This window comes from Streptomyces sp. MMBL 11-1, assembly GCF_028622875.1.
Lineage (GTDB): Bacteria > Actinomycetota > Actinomycetes > Streptomycetales > Streptomycetaceae > Streptomyces.
On the sequence record NZ_CP117709.1, the window covers coordinates 3,665,726 to 3,689,861 of the forward strand.

General features: G+C 72.1%; 20 protein-coding genes. 7 read left to right on the forward strand and 13 right to left on the reverse strand.

Annotated features, from left to right (window positions below; all coding sequences use genetic code 11):
* Positions 1-81: 81 nt before the first annotated feature.
* Positions 82-1,155: a tryptophan--tRNA ligase gene (gene trpS / locus PSQ21_RS15800; RefSeq protein ID WP_274031152.1), complete on the reverse strand. Its 1,074-nt coding sequence runs from the start codon at positions 1,153-1,155 to the stop codon at positions 82-84.
* 242 nt (positions 1,156-1,397) lie between these two features.
* Positions 1,398-1,538 (reverse strand): DUF6126 family protein, encoded by a 141-nt coding sequence (locus tag PSQ21_RS15805; RefSeq protein WP_176739478.1) that lies wholly within the window; start codon positions 1,536-1,538, stop codon positions 1,398-1,400.
* A gap of 174 nt (positions 1,539-1,712) precedes the next feature.
* Here PSQ21_RS15805 and PSQ21_RS15810 point away from each other — a divergent pair, with 174 nt between their 5' ends.
* From PSQ21_RS15810 to PSQ21_RS15825, 4 genes are all read left to right on the forward strand, one after another.
* Positions 1,713-2,903: an LLM class flavin-dependent oxidoreductase gene (locus tag PSQ21_RS15810; RefSeq protein WP_274031153.1), complete on the forward strand. Its 1,191-nt coding sequence runs from the start codon at positions 1,713-1,715 to the stop codon at positions 2,901-2,903.
* Positions 2,904-2,908: 5 nt separating this feature from the next.
* Complete coding sequence (locus PSQ21_RS15815) at positions 2,909-3,568, forward strand: FMN reductase (protein ID WP_274031154.1); 660 nt, start codon at positions 2,909-2,911, stop codon at positions 3,566-3,568.
* 144 nt (positions 3,569-3,712) lie between these two features.
* Positions 3,713-4,135, forward strand: coding sequence for a universal stress protein (locus tag PSQ21_RS15820; RefSeq protein ID WP_274031155.1), 423 nt, complete (start codon positions 3,713-3,715; stop codon positions 4,133-4,135).
* 239 nt (positions 4,136-4,374) lie between these two features.
* Positions 4,375-8,103 (forward strand): AAA family ATPase, encoded by a 3,729-nt coding sequence (locus PSQ21_RS15825; protein ID WP_274031156.1) that lies wholly within the window; start codon positions 4,375-4,377, stop codon positions 8,101-8,103.
* Positions 8,104-8,272: 169 nt separating this feature from the next.
* Here PSQ21_RS15825 and PSQ21_RS15830 read toward each other — a convergent pair whose 3' ends face one another.
* The 5 genes from PSQ21_RS15830 to PSQ21_RS15850 all read right to left on the reverse strand — a co-directional run bounded on the left by PSQ21_RS15830 (position 8,273) and on the right by PSQ21_RS15850 (position 12,818).
* Entirely contained in the window at positions 8,273-9,556 is a 1,284-nt protein-coding gene (locus PSQ21_RS15830) for a MerR family DNA-binding transcriptional regulator (RefSeq protein ID WP_274031157.1), read from the reverse strand.
* Between the two features lie 127 nt (positions 9,557-9,683).
* A complete protein-coding gene (locus PSQ21_RS15835) occupies positions 9,684-10,541 on the reverse strand; it encodes an ABC transporter permease (RefSeq protein ID WP_274031158.1) in 858 nt (285 codons plus the stop codon).
* Positions 10,538-11,509, reverse strand: a complete 972-nt coding sequence (locus PSQ21_RS15840; RefSeq protein ID WP_274031160.1) for an ATP-binding cassette domain-containing protein — start codon at positions 11,507-11,509, stop codon at positions 10,538-10,540. Before PSQ21_RS15840 ends, PSQ21_RS15835 begins: the two co-directional genes overlap by 4 nt.
* A gap of 58 nt (positions 11,510-11,567) precedes the next feature.
* Positions 11,568-12,176 carry an NADPH-dependent FMN reductase gene (locus PSQ21_RS15845; protein WP_274031161.1) on the reverse strand — a complete coding sequence of 203 codons (609 nt, stop codon included), beginning with the start codon at positions 12,174-12,176 and terminating at the stop codon, positions 11,568-11,570.
* A gap of 234 nt (positions 12,177-12,410) precedes the next feature.
* Positions 12,411-12,818 carry a hypothetical protein gene (locus PSQ21_RS15850; RefSeq protein WP_274031162.1) on the reverse strand — a complete coding sequence of 136 codons (408 nt, stop codon included), beginning with the start codon at positions 12,816-12,818 and terminating at the stop codon, positions 12,411-12,413.
* A 131-nt stretch (positions 12,819-12,949) separates the two neighbouring features.
* Here PSQ21_RS15850 and PSQ21_RS15855 point away from each other — a divergent pair, with 131 nt between their 5' ends.
* Positions 12,950-13,888 (forward strand): hypothetical protein, encoded by a 939-nt coding sequence (locus PSQ21_RS15855; protein ID WP_274031163.1) that lies wholly within the window; start codon positions 12,950-12,952, stop codon positions 13,886-13,888.
* Between the two features lie 215 nt (positions 13,889-14,103).
* Here PSQ21_RS15855 and PSQ21_RS15860 read toward each other — a convergent pair whose 3' ends face one another.
* Both PSQ21_RS15860 and PSQ21_RS15865 read right to left on the reverse strand, forming a co-directional pair.
* Entirely contained in the window at positions 14,104-14,505 is a 402-nt protein-coding gene (locus PSQ21_RS15860; RefSeq protein WP_274031164.1) for an RNA-binding S4 domain-containing protein, read from the reverse strand.
* A 61-nt stretch (positions 14,506-14,566) separates the two neighbouring features.
* Complete coding sequence (locus tag PSQ21_RS15865) at positions 14,567-16,636, reverse strand: PhoX family protein (RefSeq protein WP_274031165.1); 2,070 nt, start codon at positions 16,634-16,636, stop codon at positions 14,567-14,569.
* A 293-nt stretch (positions 16,637-16,929) separates the two neighbouring features.
* Here PSQ21_RS15865 and PSQ21_RS15870 point away from each other — a divergent pair, with 293 nt between their 5' ends.
* Positions 16,930-18,654, forward strand: a complete 1,725-nt coding sequence (locus PSQ21_RS15870; RefSeq protein ID WP_274031166.1) for a VWA domain-containing protein — start codon at positions 16,930-16,932, stop codon at positions 18,652-18,654.
* Here the strand turns inward: PSQ21_RS15870 and PSQ21_RS15875 are convergent.
* A complete protein-coding gene (locus PSQ21_RS15875) occupies positions 18,588-19,901 on the reverse strand; it encodes a sensor histidine kinase (protein WP_274031168.1) in 1,314 nt (437 codons plus the stop codon). The genes PSQ21_RS15870 and PSQ21_RS15875 overlap by 67 nt on opposite strands.
* A complete protein-coding gene (locus PSQ21_RS15880) occupies positions 19,898-20,551 on the reverse strand; it encodes a response regulator transcription factor (RefSeq protein WP_274035793.1) in 654 nt (217 codons plus the stop codon). The genes PSQ21_RS15875 and PSQ21_RS15880 overlap by 4 nt, the downstream gene beginning before the upstream one ends.
* Before the next feature lie 181 nt (positions 20,552-20,732).
* Between PSQ21_RS15880 and metG the strand changes: the two genes are divergently transcribed.
* A complete protein-coding gene (gene metG / locus PSQ21_RS15885) occupies positions 20,733-22,346 on the forward strand; it encodes a methionine--tRNA ligase (RefSeq protein ID WP_274031169.1) in 1,614 nt (537 codons plus the stop codon).
* A gap of 70 nt (positions 22,347-22,416) precedes the next feature.
* Here metG and PSQ21_RS15890 read toward each other — a convergent pair whose 3' ends face one another.
* Together PSQ21_RS15890 and PSQ21_RS15895 are read right to left on the reverse strand one after the other, a co-directional pair.
* Positions 22,417-22,998, reverse strand: coding sequence for a Uma2 family endonuclease (locus PSQ21_RS15890; protein WP_274031170.1), 582 nt, complete (start codon positions 22,996-22,998; stop codon positions 22,417-22,419).
* Positions 22,999-23,095: 97 nt separating this feature from the next.
* Positions 23,096-23,887 carry a hypothetical protein gene (locus tag PSQ21_RS15895; RefSeq protein ID WP_274031171.1) on the reverse strand — a complete coding sequence of 264 codons (792 nt, stop codon included), beginning with the start codon at positions 23,885-23,887 and terminating at the stop codon, positions 23,096-23,098.
* Positions 23,888-24,136 lie beyond the last annotated feature (249 nt).

Here is a 24,136-nt window from a genome sequence, read left to right on the forward strand (position 1 = left end):
CGAGCCGGTAGCGGGCGTCGAGGCGGTCGGGGCGGGTGCCACCCGGCACCCGGCACCCGTCGCCTTGCACCCGGTGCCCGTCTACCTGAACGCGCCCATCGCCTCCCGCACCTCGTCCAGCGTGGCCTCCGCCAGTGCGTTCGCCCGCTCGTTGCCCGCGCGGAGCACCGACCGCACGTACGTCAGGTCCTTCGCGTACTCCGCCCGCCGGGCGCGGAAGGGGGCCAGGTGGCTGTTGACCGCGTCGGTCACCTTCCGCTTGAGGACAGCGGCTCCGCCGTCGCCGATCTCCGCCGCGACCTCGTGCGGGTCCCGCTCCAGGCAGAGGGCGGCCAGCAGCACCAGGGAGGAGACGTTGGGGCGGGCGTCGGGGTCGTAGGTGATGTGCCGGTCGGCGTCCGTGGTCGCGCCCTTGATGAGGCGGGCCGTCTCGTCGGCGGTGGCGCCGAGCGGGACGGAGTTGGCCCGGCTCTTGCTCATCTTCGTGCCGTCCGTGCCGAGCAGCAGCGGCGCGGCGGAGAGCATGATGTCCGGTTCCTGGAAGACGTCGCCGTACCGCTCGTTGAAGCGGCGGGCGATCGTCCGGGTGACTTCCAGGTGCGGCGCCTGGTCCCGGCCGACCGGAACCAGGTTTCCCTTGCAGGACAGGATGTCGGCGGCCTGGTGGACCGGGTAGGTGAGCATCAGTCCGCTGACCGTGGACTGCCTGGAGTGCGCGATCTCGTCCTTGACCGTGGGGTTGCGGTTCAGCTCCGCGACGGAGACGAGGCTGAGGAAGGGCAGCATGAGCTGGTTGAGCGCGGGGACGGCGCTGTGGCAGAAGACGGTGGACCGGGCGGGGTCGATACCGAGGGCCAGGTAGTCCAGGAGCAGCCCGTCGGTGTACTCCCCCAGCCGCTCCGCGGTGTCCCGGTCGGTGATCACCTGGTAGTCGGGGATGAGGACGATGACGTCCACGCCGAGGTTCTGGAGGCGGACCCTGTTGAGCAGGGAGCCGAAGTAGTGGCCGAGGTGGAGGGGGCCGGTGGGGCGGTCCCCGGTGAGGACCCGGAAGCTGCCGGGGTCCTGGGCGATGCGGCGCTCCAGCTCGGTGCTGGGGAGTTCGGCGCCGTGATGGTCGGCGGGTGCGGTCGGGGCCGGTGCGGTGCTGGTCATGGGATCGGGTCTCTCCTCGCGTGGATGATGCGTGGAGGACGGCCCCGCCGGTGAGCGCCGTTGCGCTCCGTCTCCGTGTCCGCGCCGTACGAGGGCAGCGAAAAGGGCCGTCCATGTCGAACGGCCCTGGTTCCGTGCAGATGCTGTGGCCGCTCCTATGAGGAGCGCCACCAGTTTCGGCACAGGACAGAGGTCATGGGCCGAGTGTAGCGGCCACAGGCCGGGCGTGGAGGAGGCCCGCGTTACTTCGGGGCGTGCCCGCCCACGTAGAAGAGGAGCCAGATGAACCCGGCGAACAAGTGCGTCGCGAAGACGTAGACGAAGACGCGCAGGAACACTCCGCGCGCTTTCCACTCCTCGCTGTCACTCGTCCGTTTGTTCACCGTTTCAGAGTACGTGCGATCCGTAAGGGTGTCCGTCCGCGTGGAATAGGACGGTGGGGGGCCTCGTTGTAGGGTGTAGTTCAACGTTCAACCAAATCTCGGCCGAGGTTTCCGTACTCCGGAACCGATACCCGGAATCCTGACCTCCGGCCGGCACTCAGGAAGGCGGACGCCATGCAGTTCGGGATCTTCACCGTCGGGGACGTCACGACCGACCCGACCACCGGCCGGACCCCCACCGAGAACGAGCGCATCAAGGCGACCCTGGCCATCGCGCAGAAGGCCGAGGAGGTCGGCCTGGACGTCTTCGCGACCGGTGAGCACCACAACCCGCCGTTCGTCCCGTCCTCCCCGACGACCACCCTCGGCTACATCGCCGCCCGCACCGAGAACCTGATCCTCTCCACGTCCACGACGCTGATCACCACCAACGACCCGGTGAAGATCTCCGAGGACTACGCCACCCTCCAGCACCTCGCGGACGGCCGCGTCGACCTGATGATGGGCCGGGGCAACACCGGGCCGGTCTACCCGTGGTTCGGCAAGGACATCCGCCAGGGCATCCCGATGGCCATCGAGAACTACGCCCTGCTGCACAAGCTGTGGCGCGAGGACGTCGTGGACTGGGAGGGGAAGTTCCGTACGCCGCTCCAGTCCTTCACCGCCACCCCGCGCCCGCTGGACGGCGTCCCGCCGTTCGTCTGGCACGGCTCCATCCGCTCCCCGGAGATCGCCGAGCAGGCCGCGTACTACGGCGACGGCTTCTTCCACAACAACATCTTCTGGCCCATGGAGCACACCAGGAAGATGGTGGACCTCTACCGGCGCCGCTACGCCCACTACGGGCACGGCACCGCCGAACAGGCCATCGTCGGGCTGGGCGGCCAGGTGTTCATGCGGAAGAACTCGCAGGACGCGGTACGGGAGTTCCGCCCGTACTTCGACAACGCGCCGGTCTACGGCCACGGCCCGTCCCTGGAGGACTTCACCCGCGAGACCCCGCTGACCGTGGGCTCCCCGCAGGAGGTCATCGAGCGGACGCTGACGTTCCGGGACGCGGTCGGCGACTACCAGCGCCAGCTGTTCCTGATGGACCACGCGGGGCTCCCGCTGAAGACGGTCCTGGAGCAGCTCGACCTCCTCGGCGAGGAAGTCGTACCGGTGCTGCGCAAGGAGTTCGCCAACCTGCGGCCGGCCGGAGTGCCCCAGTCCGCACCCGTCCACCCGGCGGTCGCCGCGGCCCGCGCCACCCGCACCACGGGCACCACGGGCACCCTGGGCACCACTGACACCCCTAGCACCACCGGCACCACCGGCACCACCGGCACCACCGGCACCACCGGCACCACTGAGAAGGAGGCCTGACCTCGATGTTCGCCACCCCTCCCCTGCGCATCGTCGCCGTCTCGGCCGGGCTCAGCCAGCCGTCCTCCACCCGGCTGCTGGCCGACCGGCTGGCCGCCGCCACCCGCGAGCGTCTCGCGGCCGAGCAGGACCGGAACATCGAGGTCCGCGTCATCGAGGTGCGCGACCTCGCCGTGGACATCGCCCGCCACCTGCTCAGCGGCTTCCCTTCGGCCGCGCTGCGGGAAGCGCTCGACGCGGTGACGGAGGCCGACGGGCTGATCGCCGTGACGCCGGTGTTCACCGCCTCCTACAGCGGTCTGTTCAAGTCGTTCTTCGACCTGATCGACAACACCGCGCTGACCGGCAAGCCCGTCGTGCTCGCCGCGACGGGCGGCACGGCCCGGCACTCGCTGGTCCTGGAGCACGCGCTGCGCCCGCTCTTCGCCTACCTGCGGGCCGTCACCGTGCCCACCTCCGTCTACGCGGCCTCGGAGGACTGGGGCTCCGCGGGCGACGAGTACACCGACGGCCTGCCGTCCCGGATCCGGCGCGCGGGCGGCGAGCTGGCCTCCGCCGTCCTGGGCCGTACGGCCTCCGGGGCCTCCCGGGCCCCGGCCCCGGACGACGGGGAGGACGCGGTCGTCCCGTTCGAGCAGCAGCTCGCGGACCTGCGGCTGGACTGACACCGTGGAGGCGGTTCGCCCCGGCACGCCTCTATTTGTCCGATGTGATTACAGTGAGATCAAACGCTGTACAAGCGGGACGGAAAGGGACCGCGCCGTCCCGACCTACTGAGCTGTACGAGCCGTACCGAGCTGGAGGCAGATATGGGCAGGATCGTCGTGGGCGTGGACGGCTCCGACTCCTCGATCAAGGCACTGCACTGGGCCGTGCGCCAGGCCGGGCTGACCGGTGCCACGGTGGAGGCCGTGAACAGCTGGGAGTACCCCGCCACCAGCTGGGCGTCGATGATGCCGGGCATGCCGGAGGACTTCGACCCGCAGGCCCTGGCCACCGTCTCCCTCACCGAGGCGCTGGAGGAGGCCCTCGGCGCCGAGGGAGCCGCGGCGGTCAGCAAGGTCGTGGTCATCGGCAATCCGGCCCAGGCCCTGCTGGACCGCGCCCAGGGCGCGGAGTTGCTCGTCGTGGGAGCCCGCGGCCACACCGGTCTGAAAGCCACCCTTCTCGGCTCGGTCAGCCTCCATGTCACCCAGCACGCGCCGTGCCCGGTGACGGTCGTGCGCGACTGAACCGTCGTACGCGGCCGGCGCCCCGTCCGCAGGCCCGCTCCCGTCCGCACGGCTGACGGGAGCGGGGGCGGGCGCGGTGGCTCGCTAGGTGGCTCGACGGTGCGCGACGACCGCCGACGCGACCGCCTGGGCGACCGCCTCGGCGGCACCCCCGACGGCACCCCTCGGCGGTACCCCCGACGGCGCCTCTAGGCGGTAAACGGAAGGCCGTTGTCAGTGGGTACTCCTATCGTGTGGTCATGACCCCTGCTCTCTTCGGGCGCGACCACCCCGCAGGCGTACTCCGCTCGGAGATCGCCCGGGCCACGGACAGCCACGGCGGTCTCGTGCTGGTCACCGGCGAGGCCGGGATCGGCAAGAGCACGCTCGTCACCGATGCCGCGCACGAGGCACGGCGGCGCGGGGCTCTGGTGGTCGGAGGTTCCTGCTGGGACTCGGACAACACCCCTGGCTACTGGCCCTGGGTCCAGATCCTGCGCGGTCTGCGCCGGTCCGCCACCGCGGCCGAATGGGCAGCGGCCCAGGAGGCGTCGGACGGCCGGCTCGCCGTGCTCCTGGGCGATCCGGTCAGGGTCGCCCAGGGCGGTGTGGACGGGCCGGGACCCAGCGCGCCATCGGCCCCGGGGGCCGCCGGAGGCCCGGGTTCCGACCGGGCGCGGAGCGGCGAGCCCGGCCCGGAAGCGGCCACGAGCCTCCCGGGCGGCGGTCCGCCGGAGGGGGCCGAGGCCTTCGGTCTCTTCGACGCGGTGACCACGGCCCTCGTCACGGTCTCCCAGAGCCGGCCGCTGGTGGTCGTTCTCGACGATCTGCACAGCTCCGACCCGGCCTCGCTGCGCCTGCTCGAATTCGCCGCCCAGCACGCCTGGTTCGAGCGGCTGCTGCTGATCGGCACCTACCGGGACGTCGAGGTGGAGGCGCCGGGGCACCCGCTCCAGCAGCTGATCCTCCCCCTGGTCTCGCGCGCCGCCGCGACCCTCACGCTGACCGGCCTCGGCCGGGACGAGGTGGGAGCGCTGATGACGGTGACGACGGGCCGCGAGCCCGCACCGCCGCTGGTCGACGAGGTCCACCGGCGCACCGGCGGCAACCCCTTCTTCGTCGAGCAGACGGCCCGGCTCTGGCACAGCGGGAGCCCTGTCTCCACCATTCCGCCCGGCGTGCGGGAAGCGGTCCGGCAGCGGCTCGCCCTGCTGCCCGAGCCGGTCGTCTCCCTGCTGACCAGTGCCGCCCTGCTCGGCCGGGAGTTCCGCCGGCAGGTCCTGGCCGTGGTGCACGGTTCACCGGTCCCCCACGTGGACCGGCTGCTGGAGCCGGCCGTCGTCGCCCGTGTCGTCGTCCCCCGCCCGTCCGGGCAGTACGCCTTCGCCCACGACCTGCTGCGCGAGACGCTGTACGCCTCGCTGGACGACGCCGAGGCCCGTGAACGCCATGCCGCCGCCGTACGGTCCCTGGACGCGCACGGCGGCCTCGGCGACGCGGTGCGGCCCGGCGCCCTCGCCCGGCACGCCCACCTCGCGGGCAGTGCGCTGGACCGCGACCGCCGGATCGACCTGCTGCTGACGGCCGCCCGGGACGCCGCGGCCCGCCTGGCCGACGAGGAGGCGGTCGGCCACTACCGGCGCGCCCTCGCGGTGGCGTCGGGTGAGTCGAGTGAGTCGGGCGAGCCAGGAGGCCCGGGGGAATCCGCAGGGCCCAGGGGGCCAGGCGGAGTCCCGGCATGCGGGCCGGGAGCTGCATACGGGCCGGGCTCGGCAGACGGGACGGGAGAGGCCGGCAGGACAGGAGAGGCAGACGGGACGGGAGAGGCCGGTGCGGAGGGCCGGGGGCCGGACCTCCGGCGTGCCGCGCTGATCGGTCTCGACCTCTCCGGCCAGCTCCGGCACGCGGGGGAGACGGCCGAGGCGCAGCGTCTGCTGGACCGGTCGGTCGCCCTGGCCCGGGAGCTGGACGAACCGGAACTGCTGGCCCGGGTGGCGATCACCCTCCACCGCGACCGTTCCCTGGGCGGCCACGACGTGCCCACGATGGGACTCCTCGCCGAGGCCCACCGCAGGCTCACCGGCAAGGAGGGCCAGGAAAGCCTCTCCGACGACCGGCTCGCCCAGGAGCTGGCCATCCACATCATGGCGCTGGCCCGGAGCGGCTCGGACGACGAGGCGCTCGCCTTCTCGCTCTGGGCACGCCACGACTCCGTGTGGGGCCTCGGCTCGGCGGTGGAGCGGCTCGGGCTGACCGACGAGATGACCGTTGTCGGCCGGCGCTCCCAGAACCAGGACATGGAGCTGCACGCGACGTCCATGCGCTGGGTGGCGCTGCTGGAGCTGGGCGACCCGGCCTTCATCGACCAGTTCCGGGCGTTCGTCCGGCTCGCCGAGCAGACCGGGCTGCCCCGGTTCGCCCTGGGAGTCGCCGTGGACACCAGTCTGATCGCCTCGCTTCAGGGCCGGTTCGCCGAGGCGTCCACCGCGCTGGAGGACGACGCACTCGACCCCGAGAGCGATGAGCACGTGGCCTTCGGCTTCATGGGGCACCACCTGCGCTGGGCGTTGCATCTGCTCCAGGGGCACTTCGCCGAGGCCGAGGAGGTCCTCGGCGCGCTTCCGGGCGCCGGGTATCCCTATCCCGGGCTGCTGGAGGCGGTCACCGCCGTGGAGCAGGGCGACGCCACGCCCGGTCTGCGCCTGATCGCCGAACAGGCGGACCGCCCCGCCCCCTACCCTCGGGCGTTCATGCCGCTGTGGCTCCGGCTGCTGGCCCAGACGGCCGCGCTCACGGGCGACCCACGGCTCATCACCCGCGCGGAGGACGAGCTGACGCCCTACACGGGCCAGTGGATCGTCTCGCTGTACGGGTGCGACATCGGCGGCCCCGTCGACCTCTGGCTCGGCATGCTCGCCGCCGCCCGCGACGACCAGGACGCGGCGGTGGCGGCCCTCACCGAGGCCGCCGCCTCTTCGGACCGTCTCGGCGCCCGCCCCTGGGCCGTACGCGCCCGGCTGTGCCTGGCCCGTTCTCTGATCGCCCGCGTCGACGCGACCGGCGGCGACGCGGTGGACGACGGGACGGCCCGTACTGGCGTGGCCGGTGCTGGGACAGCCCGTGCCGGGAGCGCCGATGCCGGTGACGCCGGGCAGGCCCGTCGGCTGCTCGGCGAAGTGGAGCGGGAGGCGGGCGAGTTGGCCCTGGCCCACGTGGAGACCGGGGCCGCGGCCCTCCGCGCGGCCCCGCCCGTCACCGCTGCCCCTGCCCCTACCGCGAGCGACGCCCCCGCCGCCCCCCGCCTCGCCTCCGGCCCACCCGGTCCCTCCGTCTCGCCGGCCCGGGGCTCGTCTCCCGACCGGGGCAAGGCAGGCGCACCGGCGTGGTCATCGGCAGCGGCAGAGACAGCGTCCGGACCATCGGCGGGGCCCCGGGCCGTGCCGTCCGCCGAGTTCCGGCGGAACGGGCCGGTGTGGCAGCTGCGCTGGGACGGGGTGACCGTGCACGTCCCGGACGCCAAGGGCCTGCGGGACCTGCACAGCCTGCTGGGACTGCCCGGCGCCGACGTCCCGGCCGTCCGGCTCCTCGCGCCCGAGGGCGGGGACCTCGTCGTCGCCGCCGGGCAGCTCGGCGGCGATCCGGTGCTCGACGAGGAGGCCAAGCGACGCTACAAGGAACACCTGGACCGGCTGGACGCCGAGATCGACCGGGCCGCCGCCCTGGACGACACCCGCAGCGTCGAGAAGTACGACCGGGAGCGGCAGGCCCTCCTCGACCAGCTCCGCACCGCGGCCGGACTCGGCGGCCGAACCCGCCGGCTGGGCGACCAGACCGAGCGGGCCCGCAAGACGGTCACCGCCCGGATCCGCGACACCCTGCGCAAGCTGGACACCCTGCACCCCGCACTGGCGGCCCACCTGAAGGCCTCCGTGACCACCGGAACCACCTGCGCCTACCGCCCCGAACAAACCCCCGACTGGCACCTCTGACCCGCCCCCTCGGCCCCCGGAACACCCGCCCCTTGGCCCGGTCTGCCGGGGCGCCAGTCGGGCCCAGCGGCCCGGGCGCCCGGCCGCCCGGCTCCGCCGTTCTCCGCGCACCCCGGGCGCCCGGCCGGCCCCGTACCCGCCGCGCGGCCCCGTACCCGCCCCGGTGCCGCTACTCCTCGGCGACGACATCGGCGACGACACAGGCCACGTTGTCCGGTCCGCCCGCCTCGCGGGCCAGCCCGACCAACCGGCGCACGGCCTCCTCCGGGTCCTCCGCCGCGATGACCGCCGCCCTCAGCTCCGCCTCGTCCACCACGGTGGACAGCCCGTCCGAGCAGAGCAGATAGCGGTCCCCGGCCATGGCCTCGCGCAAGCGGACGTCGGGGCGGCACGCCACGGCCGCCGGGGCAGGCCGCGCCTCCCCGACCAGCGCTTTCAGCAAGAGCGCACGCCCCGGGTGGGAAGCGGCCTCCTCCCGGCTCAGCGAACCGTCGTCGATCATCGACTGGACCAGGCTGTGGTCATGAGTGATCCGGAACAGCTCCCCGCCCCGCAGCAGATAGGCCCGCGAGTCCCCGATGTGCACGAGCCCGAGCCGCGATCCGGTCCACAGCATCGCGGTGAGCGTGGTCCCCGAACCGTCCGGGGCCGCACAGGGCGCGACCGCGTCCCGTACCGCCCGCGAAGCGGAATCCGCCGTGTCCTCCAGAGCGTTCAGCAGATCCGCGGCGGACAGCGCACCGTCCCGGGCGCCCCACGCGGAGGGCTTGAGCGCCTCGATCGCCGCAGCGCTCGCCTCGGCCCCGCCCTCCCCGAAGCCGTCGGCGACCGCCAGCAGCCCGGGCCCCGCGAACGCCGCGTCCTGGTTCGTCGTACGCACTTCCCCGGCATCGGTCAGCGCGGCGCACCGGATCGCGAGCGGCACCGCCCCCGGTCCGCCCGGCAACCCCGGACCCGGGCTCCCCCACCCGCTCGGGCCCCCCGTGCACTCCGCGCCGCCCGCCTTCCCCGCGTTCCCCGTGCTTCCGGTACCGCCTGTGCTTCCCGTACTGCCTGTGCTTCCCGGTATCCGCGACATGGCCCTGCCCTCCGCTGACAGATGGTCGACGAGGTACATCGCGAGATCCCGCCGGGCCGCCGTCTCGGCCTCCACCCGCGCCCAGTAGGCCCGGATCTCCACGGCCGCGGCGCCCGCGTCGAGCGCGACCACCCGGCCGATCCGGCTCAGAGGCATGCCGATCCTGCGCAGCCACGCCACCAGCCGGGCCCCCTCCGCCTGCGCCGGGTCGTAGTACCGGTAACCGTTCACCGGATCGACCAGGGCGGGTCGGAGCAGACCCAGCTCGTCGTAGCGCCGGAGCGCCTTGGCGGAGAGCCGGGACAACCGGGCGAACTCCCCGATCGTCACCAGCTCTCCGCTCGCGGCGTCCACCGCGCGGCCTTCGCGTCCCACCCCGTACCTCCTCGTACCGGGCGCCTTCCGCCCGGCCCCACCGATGCTGGGGCTTCCCCTGCGGGGAAGGTCAAGGATGCACGGCGGATACGTCCGCGGCCCCCACGCGGGCAGGCCCGCCCGCAGGTCACTTCCGGTTGTAGAGCCGCATCGTCACCGCGCCGAAGACCACCAGAAGCACCCCGGTCCAGCCCAGCGTCCAGGCGATGTCGGAGGCCGGCCAATTGCCCGCCATCAACTCACGCACGGCCGTGGCGAGGTGGGTGACCGGGCTGTTGTTCACGAAGGCCTGAAGCCAGCCCGGCATCGTCTTCGGGTCGACGAAGACATTACTGAGGAACGTCAGCGGGAAGATCACCATCATGCTGACGCCCATCACCGACTTCTCGGAGCGCAGCAGCAACCCGAACATCGTCCAGATCCAGGAGAACGCGAACGAGAACAGGACCAGCAGGGCGACACCGGCCAGCACGCCGAGCACACCGCCGCCCGGACGGAATCCGATGATCATGCCGATGGCGAGCATCACCACCGAGGCCAGCAGATACCGCAGAACGTCGCCGAGCAGATAGCCGACCATCGGAGCGGGCCGCCAGATCGGCAGCGTACGGAACCGGTCGAAGACGCCCTTGGCGATGTCCGTGTTCACCGCGATGCCCGTGTACATCGTGATCATCACGACGCTCATCACCATGATGCCGGGCAGCAGGAACTGGATGTACTCCTCCGTGGAGCCGGCCAGCGCCCCTCCGAAGAGGTACGTGTACATCAGGACCAGCATGATCGGGAAAGCCGTCACATCGAAGAGCTGTTCCGGCACATGCTTGATCTTCAGCATGGCGCGCCAGCCGAAGGTCATCGATGCCGACAGGGCACTGGGCCTCGGCGGGCGCTCCTGGCCCACCAGGATCGCCGAGAGGCGTTCCTTGTCCGGCGCGGCGAGCGCGACGCCCTCCAGCTCCGTCTTGGCGGTCGCGGTGCTCATGCCGCCACTCCCTTCTTGTCCGTGAGTGCGAGGAAGACCTCGTCGAGGCTGGGCTGTCCCAGCGAGAAGTTGTCGACCGTGATGCCGCAGCGGGCCAGCTCGGCCAGGGCCCGTCCGGCCTGCTCGGCGGCCCCCTGCTCGGTGCTCTGCCCGTCGACCCGGGCGGTCAGGGCCACCGGGTCCGCGTCCAGCTGGACCTCCACGTCCAGCGCGAGTGCCAGCACCCGCTGCGCCTCGGCCCGCTGAGCGCCGTCCCGGAGCCGCAGATGGACGGTGCCCGCCCCGACGGAGGCCTTGAGCTCGCCCTTGGTTCCCTCGGCGATGACCCTGCCGTGGTCGATCACCGCGATACGGGAGGCCAGCTGGTCGGCCTCGTCCAGATACTGGGTGGTCAGCAGCACCGTGGTGCCGTGGGCGACGACCGCCCGCACGATGTCCCACACCTGGTTGCGGCTGCGGGGGTCGAGTCCGGTGGTCGGCTCGTCCAGGAACAGCACGTCCGGGGTGTTGAGGATGGACGCGGCGATGTCGATGCGCCGCCGCATGCCTCCCGAGTAGTTCTTCACCTGCTTGCCCGCCGCCTCGCTCAGCCCGAACCCTTCGAGCAGCTCGGCCGCCCGGTCGCGGGCCGCGGGCTTGGAGTGCCCGAGCAGCCGGCCGAGCAGGACGAGGTTCTCCACCCCGGTCAGGTCCTCGTCCACCGAGGCGTACTGCCCGGTCAGGCTGACCCGGCTGCGGACCGCGTCGGCGTCCTTCACCACGTCCTTGCCGAACACCCTGGCCGTGCCGCCGTCGGGGCGCAGCAGGGTCGCGAGCATACGGACGGCGGTGGTCTTCCCGGCGCCGTTGGGCCCGAGGACGCCGTAGACGGTGCCGGTGGGGACGGCGAGGTCGATGCCGTCCACCGCACGGTTGTCACCGAAGACCTTCACCAGCCCCGTGGTCTCGATGGCCAGTTCTGTGCTCATGATCCATTCCTTGTGGGTCGTCGGTCGGGAGTCTGCGATCCGCGCGGATTCCGGGAGCTCATGAGACGTACGGGCGGATGGCGCGCGCCTCGCGCAGTGCCCAGCCCCACCAGCCGAGCTGGTCGAGCATGAGCCCCATGGACCGGTCCCGGCCGGTGTCGTCGGAGGGCCCCTCCAGCGGCTGCCGGAGGAAGTCGAGCGCGACCCCGTTTCTCAGGGTCACCGTGTGCAGCTCGGTGAAGACCGAACGCAGCTGCTCCACGGCGTACAGCCCGGCGGAACCGTGCCCGTAGCTCACGAAGGCGACCGGCTTGGTCTGCCACTCCTCGTAGGCGAAGTCGATGGCCTGCTTCAGGGAGGCGGGGAACGAGCGGTTGTACTCCGGGGTGACCACGACGAAGGCCTCGGCCCTGGCGATCTCCTCGGTGAACTCCGTCATCTGCTCGGTCGCCCGTCCCGGATAGTGCACGGGGAAGTCGTAGTCGGCGAGATCCAGCACGGCGAGGTCCAGCTCGCTCCGGTGCTGGGCCCGCTCCACGAACCAGCGGCCGACCGCGTCGCCGATACGGCCCTCGCGGGTGCTGCCGATGATCACCGCGACACGCAGGGGAAGGCCGCTTCCCGCGTCCGCTTCCCGGCCCCCGCCGGCACTCTCGTCCGTCGTCATCACTCGATCCTCCTCCCGCGACCTCCGCCGCCCCCCGGGCTTCCCGGGCCTCCCCGGGTCTCCCGGCTTCCGGGCCCTCTCGTCCGGCCCCGGCCGTTCCGCTCCCTCACCTCAGGGGCGCCAGACGCGGAGACGCGACCGCCAGATTGAATCTGGCGGTCGCGCACCCGGCCGGAGACGCCGGAAACCCGATGCCGGAGCCGCCCTACGCCGGCCCCGGACATCGGACGGGCTTCAGGCCTCCCGCGTGTAGAAGACGTAGAACGAGACGCAGAAAACGCCCGCACCGACCACCAGCCCCAGAACGGTCGACCTCAGCACGCTGGTGTCGGTGAGGCTCACCAGGAAGCCGATCGCGCACGCGGTCAGCGCGCCGTACACGGCTGCCCGCAGCTCGCGCGGCAGCGAGCGCTGGACCCGGCCCACCGCGAAGCAGAGAACCGCCAGAGCGGCACCGGAGACGAGCCCGAGCAGCACCTGCCCACCGGTGCTGGGGCCGCCGTCGCGACGGATGAACGCCGCGTAGAACCCGTAGGCCACGCCGAGCACCAGGGGCAGCGCCCAGGCGAGCGAGGTGTGATGGCGGGTCCGCGCATGGGCGCGGGAACCGCTTCGGCCGGGCATGGCTGCGTGTGTGGCCATCGCGGACAGCTCCTTCCGTCGCCCCCGTCGCACGCCCCCGCTCCTCCAGAGCACACCCGACCGCGCCGCCCGGCAACTCGAATGGCGTACGGCCCGGAGCGGCCCGGCCGCGTACGGGATTCCCTGGAGGAGTGCGGACCTCCCTCTCGGCGACCTCGACCTCGGCGGCCTCGGCCTTCTCGGCGACCACCGCGGTCTTCTCGGCGGTCCTGCTCGTTCTGCTCGCCGTCCTCGTGCCGTTGAGTGCGCTCTCCGCCTGGGTCGACCTGGAGATCGACGACACCGACCGGTACGTCGCCGCTGTGTCGCCGCTCTCCTCCGACCCGGCGGTACAGAGCACCGTCGCGGACCTGGTCACCGAGGAGGCGATGCGACAGGTCGACCTCGGCCCGCTCCAGGACACGGTCCGGGAGTTCCTGCACGAGACCGTGCGGTCGTTCACCACCACCGAGGCCTTCCGGAACGCGTGGGACGCCGCGAACCGGTCCGCCCACAAAGCGGTGGCAGCCGCCCTGGACGGCGACAGCGGGGAGGCTGTGACGATCGATCTGGCCCCGGTGATCGACCAGGTCAAACAGGACCTGGTGCGCGACGGAGTGCCGTTCGCGGACCAGATCCCGGTCGAGCGGACGGAGATCACCGTGCTCGGCCCCGGTCAGGCCGACGAGCTCAGGAGTTCGTTCCGGTGGCTGCGCTACTGCAGCATCTGGCCGGCCGTCGCCACTCTGGTGTTCCTCGTCCTGGTGGTCGGGATCGCGACCGTACGGCGCGGGCTGCGGGCCGGGCTGTGGGCCACCGCGACCGTGGGAGCCGGGTTCGTGCTCGGCGCGATCGTGCTCCGGGTGCTGGTCGCGGTCGGCCGTGGCCGGGTGCTGGAGGAGGCGCCGGACAGCGACCGGGACGCGGCCGCCGCGGTGGTCGACGCCCTGACCGCCTCGCTGCGGACCACGGTGTGGGCGGTGCTGGCGGTCGGTGCGGTCCTGCTCGTGGGGGCGGTGGTGGCCCGGATGCTCCTGCGGGGCAGGCGGTCCACGGTCGACGGCCGCCCCGCCGACGGAGTGGATCGGTAGCCGACGGGGTGGAGGGGGATCAGAGCTGACCACCGCCCCAGGGAGCTGACCACAGCCCCAGGGCGGGACAGAGGCTCCCCGCTCGGTGTTTCACGTGAAACACAGAGCGGGGAGCAGCACGCCCGAAAGCGGCACGTCCGAGAGCCGCCCGTCCGGGAGCCGCCCGTCCGGGAGCCGCCCGTCCGGGAGCCGTACAGCCGGGCCGCGCCGTGGCCTCAGCTCTCCGGCGGGCGCCCCTGAAGACGTTCCATCTCCCGGCGGTCGCGCTTGGTCGGACGGCCTGCGCCCCGGTCCCGTACCGGGACCTGGACCGCGAGCTCGCGGGGCGGCGGGGGCGGGCTGTTGTCGACGAAGCACTCCACGGCCACCGGCGGACCGACCCGCTTCTTCACGATCTTCGAGACGACGACCACCCGGTCCCGCCCCGCGTGCCGGAGCCGCACCTCGTCGCCGACGCGTACGGCCTGCGCGGGCTTGGCCCGCTCGCCGCCGACCTTCACATGTCCTGCCCGGCAGGCGGCGGCCGCCTGGGCACGGGTCTTCGTCAGCCGGACCGACCAGATCCACACGTCGACCCGGACGCTTCCCTCCGCCTGCGGCGTGTCACCGGAAACCATGCCTCGACTCTAGTCCGGACCGGGCCGCGGGCGGGAGGCGTTGAGCCCCCGCCCGCGGGCCTCACACGCCGATGTCGCGCCCGTCCTTGCGCCAGACGGCGACGACGGAGGGGCGGACGATCTTGCCCGGACCGTCGGGCCAGATGCTCGCCGGCTTCTCCACCGAGGCTCCGTCGATCTCACCCGGGTGCTGGACCGCGACCAGGACACGACGGTCCTGGATGACGGGGCCGCAGGTCTCGGCCCCGGCCGGGACGGTCAGGAACTGCTTCAGCTCGCCACGCCGCTCACCCTGCGTCGCCACGCCGAACAGGCCGTCGTGGGAGTCAAGCTTGTTGCCGTCCGTGGAGATCCACAGGTTGCCGTGGGCGTCGAACGCCACGTTGTCCGGGCAGGAGATGGGGCTGACGTTCTCCTTGGGGAAGCCGGCGAAGTACGTCGACGGGTCGTCCGGGTCGCCCGCCACGAGGAACAGGCGCCAGGCGAATCCGTCACTCGTCGGGTCGTCCCAGTTCTCCGCCAGCTCCAGGACCTGCCCGTGCTTGTTGTTGTTGCGCGGGTTGGCCTCGTCCGCACCGGCCTTGCCCGCCTTGCCGCGGTCCGTGTTGTTGGTGAGCGCCACGTACACCCGGCCGGTGCGCGGCGAGGGCTCGACGTCCTCGGGGCGGTCCATCTTGGTCGCGCCGACCTTGTCACCGGCGAGCCGCGTGTAGACGTACACCTCGTCCGCGGTCATGCCGGGCACGTGCGACGTGGTGCCGGTGGCCAGCGGGATCCAGACGCCGCTGCCGTCGAACTCGCCGTCGTTGGGCAGCTTTCCGGTGCCGTCGATCTCGGTGACCGGTGAGTCGCCGGTCAGCTTGGCGACATACAGGGTGCCCTCGTCCAGCAGCGTCAGGTTGTGCTCGCGGGCGGCCCGCGAGTTGCCCTTCTTCATCCGCTTGCTGGAGACGAACTTGTAGAGGTAGTCGAACTTCTCGTCGTCGCCCATGTAGACGACCGGGCGTCCGTCGGAGGTCAGCCGGGGCTCGGCCGCCTCGTGCTTGAACCGGCCCAGCGCGGTCCGCTTGCGCGGGGTGGAGTCCGGGTCGTACGGGTCGAGTTCGACGACCCAGCCGAAGCGGTTGGCCTCGTTGGGCTCCTGCGCCAGGTCGAACCGCCGGTCGAACCGCTCCCACTTGCGCTCGGTTGCGCCGGTGCCGATCCCGTACCGCTTGTGCATGTCGGTGGTGCCGTGGGCGAAGTACTGGTTGAAGTTCTCCTCGCCGTGCAGCGTGGTGCCCCACGGAGTGGTGCCGCCCGCGCAGTTGTTGAGGGTGCCGAGCACCTTGCGGCCGGACCGGTCCGCCGACGTGCGCAGCAGGGCGCTCCCCGCGGCCGGGCCCGTCATGCGGAACTCGCTGGTCGCGGTCAGACGGCGGTTCAGCGGGTGCCGGTTGACCGGCCCGAGCCTGCCGGTGCGGTGCTCCTCCTGGACGACGACCACGGAGAGTCCGTGTGCCGCCCAGGCGATCTCCACCTGCTCACGGGTCGGGTTGGCCGGATCGTAACCGCGGAACATGAGGATCTCGTCCGTGTACTCATGGTTCGCGACCATGACCTGCCGGCCGCGCTCGCCGCGCAGCGGGAGCAGGGAGAGGAAGTCGTTGTTGTAACCGAACTGGCCGGCCTGGGCCTTCGCCGTCTGCTTGTCCGGGTCGAAGGCGGGCGCGCCGCGCAGGATCGGCTCGCCCCAGCGGATCACCACGTTCTGGGCGTACCCGTCGGGGATGGTGACCTTGTCGTCCTTGTTGGGCGCGACCGGCGAGAACCGCAGGCCCCGCGCGCCGGACGGGGCCGGTTTGTGGGGGTGGCCGGGCTTGTGCCCGTGTCCGGCGAGCGCGGCGGCCTCGGCCTGCGGGGCGCTCGGGCCGGTCAGCGCCGCGGTACCGGCGGCGGTGGCGACGGTGACCACGGCGGCGGCGCGCATCATCGAGCGGCGCGACACGGCACCGGCGATGATGTCGCCGGCGTACTCGTTGTCGCTGTTGTTGGGCGTCTCCTTGAAGCAGGCGTCCCCGCAGCGGAAGCGGCAGGTCAGCGCGGAACGCCCACCGGGATGCGAGCTGATGAACGGCAGCAGGTTGCGCACGTGGATTCCCTCCGTCTGGTGTCGTGCGTGACGGTATGTGTGCCTCCACGCGGTCCGAGGGACTCCCGGTGAACGGCGGGTGAAGTCCGGGCCACCGCTGTTTCCTTGGGGGCCGGAGGCGGACACCGTCGCGGACTCGGTCCGGGAACGGTTTCGGCTCGGTTGACGCAGGGGTGGGCCGCACCGTCGAACGGCCGGATCCGGCCGCTAACCTTACGTATCCGTCCTGGCCAGGGAGGAATTCACCCAGGTCGGACATTCACCGCACCCAACTCATGCGAAAGGCCTCGCCCATGGGCATTCGGAGCTTGCTGCGTAAGGTGTTCGGCCGCACGGAGCAGGACGAGCCGACCACGGCCACCGTCCCGCCCCAGGCCGAGCGCACTCAGCCCAAGGAGCCGGAGCCGGAGACCACTTCGGCGGCCGAGCCCGCGGCGGAGCCGAAGGCGTCGATCCCGGCCCCGGCCTCGCCCTCGTCCCCCGCCTCGTCCGCCGCCGAGACGCCGTCCGCCGCGTCCACGGCTTCCCCCGCCGACTCCACGGAGCGTGACGACTCGCGGGCCGCCGACCTCGTGGCGGAGGCCTTCGACAAGGCGGCCGCCGCACCTGCGTCGCCGACCGTCCCCGCGCAGAAGTCGAGCCCGGAAGACGTTTCGAAGGCGGAGAAGCCCGAGGAGCCGGTGACCGCCGAGGAAGCCGCCGCCCAGCCCGAGGAGCCGACGGCATCCGTCGAGCCCGTCGAGCCTGTCGAGCCCAAGAAGCCGGTGGCGGCCGAGGAACCCGCCCAGGCCGAGGAGCCCGTCAAGGCCGAGCAACCCGCCCAGGCCGAGGCACCTGTCACGGCCGAGGAGCCCGTCACGGCCGAGCAGCCCGAGTCGACGCCGGAGCCCGCCGCCGCGTCGGAGCCCGAGTCGACGCCGGAGCCGATCACGATCGACCTCGACCTCGACGAGACCCCGGAACCCGCACCGGAGCCGAAGGCCGAGCCGGCACCGGAACCGGCAGCGGCAGCGGTGGCGGAAGCGGTGGCGGAAGCGGAAGCCGCCCCCGAAGCAGCGGAGATCGCCGCCCCTGATGCCGCCGAGGCACCCGGGACGCCCGAGGAGGCACCCAAGGCCAAGGCTTCAGCGGCACCGGAACCGGCAGCCGCAGAGACATCGGAGACCACAGAGACGCCGGAGACCGCAGAGACGCCTGCCGTCGCGGAGACCCCGGCGGCCCCTGCCGCCCCGGAGCCCGCCGCCGCGTCGGAACCGGCCGCCGCCGCGTCGGAACCGGCCGCCACCGCGCCCGAGCCCGCCGTCACCGCACCGGAGGCCGCCCCCGGCAAGCCCGCAACCGCGCTCGCGCGGGTCAAGTCGCGTGCTCCGCAGCTCGTCACCCCGTACAAGGCGGCGCAGACAGCGCTCAAGGAGCACGGGCTGACCGGGCTCCGCGCCCGCGTCTATCTGGTGCTCGACCGCTCCGGCTCGATGCGGCCGTTCTACAAGGACGGCAGCGCCCAGCATCTGGGCGACCGGACGCTCGCGCTCGCCGCGCACCTGGACGAGGACGCCACCGTGCAGGTCGTCTTCTTCTCGACGGAGATCGACGGCACCGGCGCCATCGAGCTCTCCGGCCACGAGGGCCGCGTCGACGAGCTGCACGCGGGCCTCGGCCGACTGGGCCGGACGCACTACGAACGTGCGGTCGAGGAGGTCGTCGGGCACTACGAGACGACGAAGGCCACCGGCCCGGCTCTCGTGATCTTCCAGACGGACGGCCCGCCGGACGCCAGGCAGGCCGCCCGGCAGGCCCTCACGGACGCGGCGCGGCTGCCGCTGTTCTTCCAGTTCGTCGCCTTCGGCGAGCAGGACGCGAAGGGCTTCGACTTCCTGCGGAAGCTCGACGCCCCGAACACCGGCTTCTTCCACGCCGGACCGGCGCCCCGCGAGATCGCGGACGCCGACCTCTACCGCGAGATCCTCGCCGGGCTGCCGGCCTGGACCGCCGCGCGCGCGGCCGGCTCCGACGCCTGATCGACCGGCAGCCGTACGGTCACGGCGAGACCGCCGCCCTCCGGGCCCGGTATCGCCGTGACCGTGCCGCCGTGGGCCACCGCGATCGACCGGACGATCGACAGCCCGAGGCCCGACCCCGGGCCCATCCGGTCCCGGCCCTCGCCCCGCCGGAACGGTTCGAAGAACCCCGCGATATCGGCCTCGGAGACCACCGGTCCGGTGTTGCGCACCAGCAGGGCCCCCTCCCCGGTCAGCGAGACCTCCACCGAGCCGCCCGGCACGTTGTACGTGACCGCGTTGGCCAGCAGGTTCGCCACCAGCTGGGCGAGCAGCAGCCGGTTGCCGCGCACGGAACAGGCGGCCACCGCGACGTTCACGGCCGGTCCGCCGCCCGGCCCCCGGCCGCCCTCCGGACCGCCTCCCGCTCCCCGGCCGTCAGGGCCACCGCTCGCGCCCCGTACCGCCGGATGGCGGGCCGCCTCCTCCCTGACCACGTGGTCGAGCCGGACCGCCTCGCGCTCGTCCGCTGCCAGCCCCCGTTCGCTGCGGGCCAGCACGAGGAGCCCTTCGATGAGCCGCTCACTGCGCCGGTTGGTGTCCAGCAGGGTCTGCCGGGTGGTCACGAGGTCCTCGGGGGACGGGTCGTCCAGGCCGATCTGGATCGCGGCGCGCTGGGTGGCCAGCGGGGTCCTCAGCTCGTGCGAGGCGTTCGCGATGAATCTCTGCTGGCTGTCGAACGCCTTCTCCAGCCGGGCCAGCAGGGCGTCCAGCGTCTCGCCCAGCTCCTTGAGCTCGTCGTCGGGGCCGGTGGGCGCCATGCGCTCGTGGAGGGTGTGCGCGGAGAGCCGGCGGGCCTTCTCGGTCATGTCGTGGATGGGGCGCAGCACCCGCCCGGCGGTCCACCAGCCCACCGCGACCGCGCAGCCCGTCATCACGAGCAGAGCGGCGGCCGACCAGTACAGGAGCTGTTGCCCCGCCGCGTTGCTGACGTTGTCGGTGAGGTCGTAGACGGTGGGCGGCCCCAGGTGCCGACGGGAGATCAGCGGGCCGTTCACCGCGTAGCCGGGCTGGGCGACCGCGGCGGACGAGGCGATGGAGCGGGCCTCGGTCTCCGTGCCCGCGCGGGAGGCCAGGTTGACGGTGGCCAGCAGGGCGGTGCCGAGCACCAGGAAGACACCGCCGTAGGCGAGGGCGATCCGGGTCCTGATCGTCGAGTGGGGCAGCTTCGAGGCGTCCACCAGGCGCCGGAGGGACGGCCGCCTCACAGGGCGTACCCGACGCCCTGCACGGTGCGGATCAGCGCGGGCTCGCCGAGCTTGGCGCGGAGCTTGCTCATACAGACGCGCACGGCCCCGGTGAACGGGTCGGCGTTGGCGTCCCAGGCCCGCTCCAGCAGCTCCTCCGCGCTGACCGTGCCGCCGTCGGCCTCCAGGAGCAGTTGCAGCACGGTGAACTCCTTGGGCGAGAGGTCCAGCTCCCGGCCGTCACGGACCGCTGAGCGCCGTACGGTGTCGAGCCGGATGCCGTGCCGCTCCAGCTGGGGCGGCACGGGTCTGGCGCTGCGTCGGCGCAGGGCACGTACCCGGGAGACCAGCTCGGGGAACTCGAACGGCTTGGCCACGTAGTCGTCGGCCCCCAGGTCGAGCCCGGCGACCCGCTCCTCCATGGTGCCCGAGGCGGTGAGCATCAGGATCCGGGTGCGGGAGCCGGAGGCGACCAGCCGGCGGGCCACGTCGTCGCCGTGCACCCGGGGGAGGTCGCGGTCGAGCACGACGACGTCGTAGTCGTACAGGCCGAGGTAGGCGAGGGCCGCGTCTCCGCTGTACACCGTGTCGACCGCGAAGCCGGCCCGGCGCAGTCCGGTGGCGACCAGTTCCGCGAGGATCTCCTCGTCCTCGGCGACCAGTACCCGCATGGTGATGTCCCCTGCCTCGTGCACGCTTGTCCGCTCCCTCCCAGGATGCGACTTTCCTACGGGAACCATTACGGGAACGGATGTTTCGCAAAGCTCTCCACCGGAGGCCGTCGCTCCGCCCGCGCGGGGCCCGCGTTTATCGATGTGAGTGGATCTTGATCTGGCCGTTAGGATTTCGACCATGGCGGCCACTGGATCCGAGAAGCAGGGGGCGACGGCGTACTACGTCTCGACCCCCATCTACTACGTCAACGACGCTCCTCACCTGGGCCACGCCTACACGACCGTCGCAGGCGACGTGCTCACGCGCTGGCATCGCCAGCGCGGCGAGAAGGTGTGGTACCTCACCGGCACGGACGAGCACGGTCAGAAGATCATGCGCACGGCCGAGGCGAACGACGTCACTCCGCAGGCCTGGTGCGACAAGCTCGTCGAGGAGGCGTGGAAGCCCCTCTGGGAGCACCTCAACATCGCCAACGACGACTTCATCCGGACGACGGAGAAGCGGCACACCGACCGTGTGCAGGAGTTCGTGCAGGACCTGTACGACAAGGGTGAGATCTACAAGGGCGGATACGAGGGCCCTTACTGCGTGGGGTGCGAGGAGTACAAGCTCCCCGGCGATCTGATCGACGGCGAGGGCGAGTTCGCCGGGCAGAAGCTCTGCCCGATCCACAAGAAGCCGGTGGAGCTCCTCAAGGAGGAGAACTACTTCTTCAAGCTGAGCGAGTACGGCCCGAAGCTGCTGGAGTTCTACGCGGCGAACCCCGGCTTCATCCAGCCCGAGTCGGCGCGCAACGAGGTCGTGAACTTCGTCGAGCAGGGTCTCCAGGACCTGTCGATCTCGCGCTCGACCTTCGACTGGGGCGTCCCGGTTCCGTGGGACGACAAGCACGTCATCTACGTGTGGGTCGACGCGCTGCTCAACTACGCGACGGCCGTGGGCTACGGCGCGAACCAGGAGAAGTTCGACGGTACGTTCCCGGCGGACGTGCACCTGATCGGCAAGGACATCCTCCGCTTCCACTCGGTGATCTGGCCCGCGATGCTGATGGCGCAGGGCCTGCCGCTGCCCGGCAAGGTCGTCGCCAACGGCTGGCTGATGGTCGGCGGCGAGAAGATGTCCAAGTCCAACCTGACCGGCATCAAGCCGCAGGACCTGACCTCGCACTTCGGCGTGGACGCGTACCGCTGGTACTTCCTGCGGGCCATCGCGTACGGCAGCGACGGGTCGTTCTCGTGGGAGGACTTCACCGCCCGCTACACCTCCGAGCTGGCCAACGACTACGGCAACCTCGCCTCGCGGGTCGCGGCGATGGTCGGCAAGTACTTCGGCGGTGCGCTGCCGGAGGCGACGGCCGCGGGTGAAGCCGAGCGTGCGGTACGGGAAGGCCTGGCGAAGGCCGTGGCGACCGCCGACCGGAAGATCGGTGAGGAGCTGGACTTCCAGTCCGGCATCCTGGCGGTCTTCGACTTCGTGAAGCAGGTCAACGGCTACATCACGGAGCAGGAGCCGTGGAAGGTGGCCAAGGACACCAGCCCGGAGGGCCAGGCCCGCCTGGCCTCCATTCTGTACACGGCCGCCGAGTCCCTGCGCGGGGTCGCGGTCCTGCTCAACCCGGTGATGCCGGAGACCTCGCAGAAGCTCTGGGAGTCCCTGGGCGCCGAGGAGTCCCTGGGCGCGCTGGCCGACCAGCGGGTCCAGGACGCCGGCACCTGGGGCGTACTGCCCGCGGGCGCGACGGTGACGAAGGGCGCGGTGCTGTTCCCGCGCCTGGAGGAGAAGCCGGCGTAGCGCGTTGTCACGCACGATGAGCCCGGGACCGTGGACAACGGTCCCGGGCTCATCGCGTTCCGGCTTCGGGTCAGCGCGTCCAGTTCTTGAGCGGCTCGGTGTCCAGCTCGATCCCGACCGGGCCGGGGAGGGTGACGGTCTTGCCGTACGGCACGGTGACGACCTGCTCGTAGCGGACGCCGTCGGGCTCCGAGTGGACCTTCACCTCGCAGCTGTCCCGGTCGATCAGCAGATAGACGGGGATACCGGTCTCGGCGTACGCGCGCGGCTTCTCGACGCGGACGCGGCGGTCGGTGTCCTCGTCGTACGAGGTGACCTCGACGACCATGAGGACGTCATCGGGGCTGGCCCATTCGCCATGGCCGACGAAGGCGTCAATCGGAGCCAGGCTCGCATCGGGACGGGCGTTGCCCTTGCGGTAGGACTCGATGCGAATGCCTTGCTCACCGAAGAGCCACCGGCTCGGATCCGACTGCATGCAGATCTGCGTCAGCCAGGCGACGATCCGCCCGTGGTCCCCGTCCGGCACAGCCTTGACCCCCAGTTTCCCGTTCACGAACTCCAGCCTCAGTGCCTCCTCAGCACGTATGGCGCTACGGGCCAGCTCTTCGAAGACGTCCTGCGTCAGGACGCGGTCCTCGACCACGCTCACAACGACCTCCTCCTGCACCGGGCCACCGGGTCACTTGTACCGGGGAACACCCTCAGCGTACGGGCAAGGGCCCCTGCCCGTACGTCCGATCAGCGCCTCACCGCCCCAGCCTCTCCGCGTCCCCCATCACGATCACCGGGTGCATCGCCGGGTCCAGCGTGCGCAGCAGCTCCTCCATACGTGCCTCCGGGATGGAGACACAGCCCTGGGTCGGGCCGCCGTGGTCGACGTGGACCCAGATGCCGCCGCCGCGTTCGAGGCCGAGCGGGCGGGTGCGGTCCAGTGGGCTGACGCCCGCCGTGCGGTTGTAGTTGATGGCGACGACGTAGTCGAAGGAGCCCTCCAGCGGTTCTCCGAAGAAGCCCTCGCCGTCCACCGCGAACCGGGGGTGCTCGTCGTACGGCAGAAGCGCCCCGGGGTCGGGGAGCCGGCCACCCGCGTCGGTGAGCGGGTAGACGCCCGCGGGGGACTTCAGGTCGCCCGCCACATGGTGGTCGGTCCAGCCCTCCATACCGTTGTGCGCGGGCCAGGGCCCCGCGACCGGCTGCCAGCCCTTCGCCGGGGTCTCGCGGTGGTACAGGACAGCGCTCGACTGGTTGGAGTCGGCCGCCTCGCCGGTCACGACGAACACCTGCCGGGTCTCGGCGGGGATCCGGGCCTGGGTCTTTGGCCCCAGGCCGGGGATACCGGCGGGGCTCGGCGTGGGCTCCGGGCTGGGTGACGCCCCGCGTACGGAGGCGTCGCCCGACTCCGGGCCCGCGGCGCCCAGCCCCGGAACTCCTGCGGGAGCCTTCGCGGGAGCGGCGCCCAAGGAGCAGCCGGTGAGCAGCAGGGCCAGGACGAGGAGCGGTGCGGCGAGCAGGGCGGGCGGGCGGCGCGGGACGGACACGGTGGCGGGCTCCTCGGGTGGCGGCGGGCGACGCGACAAGGCGGGGCGCGAGAGGGGTGTCTCGGTGCCAGTCCTTGCCGGGCCCGGCCCGGCCGAACCCGATCCGGGGCCATCCGGCTGTACCGCGTAGCCCTGACCGCGTAACCCCGCTGCTCACCGGCTTTCCGCCACGTGCGACGAAACAGCCCCCGATCGAGTGATCGGGGGCTGTTTCACGTGAAACATCCGCAGAACGGGAGGAGCCGCGGG

Bases quoted from the DNA above. Each gene is read 5' to 3' on its own strand.
- trpS (WP_274031152.1), bottom strand. From the start codon at position 1,155: ATGACCAGCACCGCACCGGCCCCGACCGCACCCGCCGACCATCACGGC.
- PSQ21_RS15810 (WP_274031153.1), top strand. From the start codon at position 1,713: ATGCAGTTCGGGATCTTCACCGTCGGGGACGTCACGACCGACCCGACC.
- PSQ21_RS15815 (WP_274031154.1), top strand. From the start codon at position 2,909: ATGTTCGCCACCCCTCCCCTGCGCATCGTCGCCGTCTCGGCCGGGCTC.
- PSQ21_RS15820 (WP_274031155.1), top strand. From the start codon at position 3,713: ATGGGCAGGATCGTCGTGGGCGTGGACGGCTCCGACTCCTCGATCAAG.
- PSQ21_RS15825 (WP_274031156.1), top strand. From the start codon at position 4,375: ATGACCCCTGCTCTCTTCGGGCGCGACCACCCCGCAGGCGTACTCCGC.
- PSQ21_RS15835 (WP_274031158.1), bottom strand. From the start codon at position 10,541: ATGAGCACCGCGACCGCCAAGACGGAGCTGGAGGGCGTCGCGCTCGCC.
- PSQ21_RS15840 (WP_274031160.1), bottom strand. From the start codon at position 11,509: ATGAGCACAGAACTGGCCATCGAGACCACGGGGCTGGTGAAGGTCTTC.
- PSQ21_RS15845 (WP_274031161.1), bottom strand. From the start codon at position 12,176: ATGACGACGGACGAGAGTGCCGGCGGGGGCCGGGAAGCGGACGCGGGA.
- PSQ21_RS15850 (WP_274031162.1), bottom strand. From the start codon at position 12,818: ATGGCCACACACGCAGCCATGCCCGGCCGAAGCGGTTCCCGCGCCCAT.
- PSQ21_RS15860 (WP_274031164.1), bottom strand. From the start codon at position 14,505: ATGGTTTCCGGTGACACGCCGCAGGCGGAGGGAAGCGTCCGGGTCGAC.
- PSQ21_RS15870 (WP_274031166.1), top strand. From the start codon at position 16,930: ATGGGCATTCGGAGCTTGCTGCGTAAGGTGTTCGGCCGCACGGAGCAG.
- PSQ21_RS15880 (WP_274035793.1), bottom strand. From the start codon at position 20,551: ATGCGGGTACTGGTCGCCGAGGACGAGGAGATCCTCGCGGAACTGGTC.
- metG (WP_274031169.1), top strand. From the start codon at position 20,733: ATGGCGGCCACTGGATCCGAGAAGCAGGGGGCGACGGCGTACTACGTC.